The organism is Rubrimonas sp. (genome assembly GCF_036788415.1).
Classification (GTDB): domain Bacteria; phylum Pseudomonadota; class Alphaproteobacteria; order Rhodobacterales; family Rhodobacteraceae; genus Rubrimonas.
Genome location: NZ_DAIQNN010000210.1, coordinates 1 through 2,652, shown reverse-complemented (window position 1 = coordinate 2,652; position 2,652 = coordinate 1). Strand labels below are relative to the sequence as shown.

At 68.1% G+C, this 2,652-nt stretch carries 4 protein-coding genes; 3 read left to right on the top strand and 1 reads right to left on the bottom strand.

Going from position 1 to position 2,652, the window contains the following annotated elements; all coding sequences use genetic code 11:
- A partial coding sequence (locus V7Q31_RS18635; RefSeq protein ID WP_333835336.1) for a recombinase family protein occupies positions 1 to 1,549 on the bottom strand: 1,549 nt, incomplete at its 3' end.
- Between the two features lie 93 nt (positions 1,550 to 1,642).
- On the opposite strand from V7Q31_RS18635, the gene V7Q31_RS18630 reads away from it, so the two are divergent.
- The 3 genes from V7Q31_RS18630 to V7Q31_RS18620 all read left to right on the top strand — a co-directional run.
- Complete coding sequence (locus V7Q31_RS18630) at positions 1,643 to 2,059, top strand: helix-turn-helix domain-containing protein (protein ID WP_333835335.1); 417 nt, start codon at positions 1,643 to 1,645, stop codon at positions 2,057 to 2,059.
- An 84-nt stretch (positions 2,060 to 2,143) separates the two neighbouring features.
- On the top strand, positions 2,144 to 2,398 hold the full coding sequence (locus V7Q31_RS18625) for a ribbon-helix-helix domain-containing protein (protein ID WP_333835334.1): 255 nt from the start codon (positions 2,144 to 2,146) through the stop codon (positions 2,396 to 2,398).
- Positions 2,399 to 2,402: 4 nt separating this feature from the next.
- The coding region (locus V7Q31_RS18620; RefSeq protein ID WP_333835333.1) for a type II toxin-antitoxin system RelE/ParE family toxin at positions 2,403 to 2,652 on the top strand (250 nt) is incomplete at its 3' end.

Here is a 2,652-nt window from a genome sequence, read left to right as displayed (position 1 = left end):
GCCCGGCGAGCGCATAGAAGAAGTCCAGCGTCTCGAACCGGTAGGCGTCGAGCGACAGGCCGTTGTCCTCGGCGAGACGCAGGCGGTCCTCGGTCATGTCGATGCTGGGCAGCAGGTAGAAATCGCGCGGCGCCTCGTTTCCCTCGTCCATGCGGACGGCGATCGTGATGTCGGGCGCGAGACCTGCGTCGAGGCGAATGCGCCAGCTCAGGGCGCCCGACGCCGACGCGTGGCAGCGCGCGAGCACCACCGATGCCGTGAACTCCCCGTTGATGCGGAGAAGGTCGGTGGTCTCGTTGCGCACGGCATGGCCGCCCTCGCTCGCGACGCCCTCGATCACCGCGGCGACGATCTGCGGATGGGCACGGCGCAGCGCGCGGTTGATCTCAAGATAGCGGTAGTCGCGCTCCGGCTCGTAGCCGATGAGCGCATAGGCGCGGAGCAGGCTGCCGAAGCGGTTCTGGTAGGCGCTGGACGGCGGGACGTCGTCCTGCTCGTCAATGATCATGCCCGACAGCACGCCGGTCCGCTGCAGCACGGCGCGCAAGGCGTCGAGCAATTCCTCGTCGCTCAGCCGGCGGCTGCGCGCGTCGACGATCTCGCGCGCCCGCTGGAACAGCGCGCGATCCACGATGGCCGGGTACACGCCCTCGGCCCGGACCCACCGCTCCCGCGGGTTCACGACGCGCTGCTGCTTCAGCTTGAAGGACACCCGGTTGAAGACGTTGTTGCCGATGTACTTCTCGTTGGTCAGCACCTGGTGCACGGCGGCGCGCGACCATGGCCGCCCGAGGTCGGTCACGCAGCCCTCGGCATTGAGCCCATCCGCTATCTCGCGCTCCGACCGACCCTCATCGACGAACTGCGTGTAAATTCGCCGGACGACAGCCTGCTCGTGCTCGGGGCCCAGCGAGAGCACGACGCGGTCGGTCTGCAAGCTCTTCTGCTCGCCGCGGGACAGCTCGGCCTTCGGGGCGCCGTGCTCGTCGATCAGCACGCGCCGCAGCCCGTAGCCTGCCGGGCCACCCTGCCGAAAGCCGAGTTCCACGAGGCGGCACTGGCCGGCGAACACCTTGACCGAGAGCTCGCGGCTGTACTCCCCCGCCATGACGCGCTTCACGGTCTTGAGCAGGTTCGAGCCGATGCTGCCGTCGTTCTCGAACTGCTCGCCACAGTAGTGCACGCGGATACCAGCACGGGAGCAGACGTGCTCGTGATAGGCGCCTTCGTCGGCATCCTGGAAACGCCCCCAGCGGCTGACGTCGTAGACGAGGATCGCCCTGAACGCGGCATGGCCGGAGCCGACCTCGGCCATCAGCGCCTGCAAGGCCTCCCGTCCGTCGAGCCGGAGACCAGACCGGCCAGAGTCCTCGAACACCTTCACGATGTTCAGGCCGCGGGCGGCAGCGTAGCGCCGGATGACGTCGAGTTGGTTCTCGGTCGAGTATTTCTGGTGGTCGGTCGACATCCGGACATAGGCGACGGCGGGGATGTCGGACTCGACCGCCTCCGCGCCTGTCGCGGCCCGGGCCGCCCAACGGCCGCTCACAGGCCCATCCCTTTGTCCTTCATGGCAAATCCGTCACCGCCGCCGGAATCGGCCGCGCAATCCTTCGCGATGCTTACAGCGAGGGAGCCGGGAATGTCGTTTCCAAAAAAGGGTAAGTTCTTTCCCCCGTCGCGCGGCGACGCCGGCGCCGATGAACCCGGAACATCGGGCGATTTCGTCGAGGAAGTGGGCAGCGCATTACGGCGTGCCCGCCGCAACGGCGGGCCCAGCGTGAAGCAGGTTGCGATCTGGACCGGGGCGAGCGAGAAGACCGTCAAGAACTGGTTCGCCGGGCGCTATGGCCCGAACGGGTCCCACCTCGTCGAGCTCGCGCGGCACTCCGACGATGTGCTGGGCGTGTTCCTCGCGATGGCGGGACGCGAGCACCTGATGGCGGCCATGAAGCTGGAGGCCAGCGCTGACGCGATTGCAGACCTGCTGGCCGCCGTGCGCCGCCTCGGCGACGGCGACGGCGACGGCGATGGCGATGGCGGCGGCGGCGAAACCTGACGTCGGACTCCACGGGTGGGGCGGCCCTTGCTTCGTCTTCGTTGTTAGTCATATTGAATACGGCACACCCAGAGGAGGCGGCCGATGTCCCGCACCACCACCATGACCGTGCGCCTCAGCGGCCCGCTCAGCGAGTTCGTGGCTGCCAATGTCGGCGAGGACGGCGCCTACGAGAACGTCAGCGAGTACATCCGCGACCTCATCCGGCGCGACCGGGAGCGGGTCGAGCGTGAAGCCTTCGACCGGCTGAAGGCCGAGCTGACCCTCGCCTTCGCCGCGCCGGAAGCGTCTTACGAGCCCCTGACTCCTGCCGACGTCATCGCGCGCAACCGGACCTGACCGCATGGCCGTCCGCATCCAGGCGGCCGCGTCCCACCGCCTCGACGACATCTACCGTTACACGCGGGATCGTTGGGGGGCCGAGCAGGCCGAGCGATACATAACCGGACTGTTCGCGGCGTTCGACCGGATCGAGAGCCGGGGCGTCGTCTCGAAACCGATCCCGGCAGAGTTCGGCGTCGAGGGCTTCTACTTCCGCTACGAGCGCCACGTCGTCTACTGGCGCCGCCTCTCGAACGGCGACATCGGCATCG

What these genes read in the sequence shown, in the direction of transcription:
- V7Q31_RS18630 (WP_333835335.1), top strand. Translation starts at nt 1,643, where the DNA reads ATGTCGTTTCCAAAAAAGGGTAAGTTCTTTCCCCCGTCGCGCGGCGAC.
- V7Q31_RS18625 (WP_333835334.1), top strand. Translation starts at nt 2,144, where the DNA reads ATGTCCCGCACCACCACCATGACCGTGCGCCTCAGCGGCCCGCTCAGC.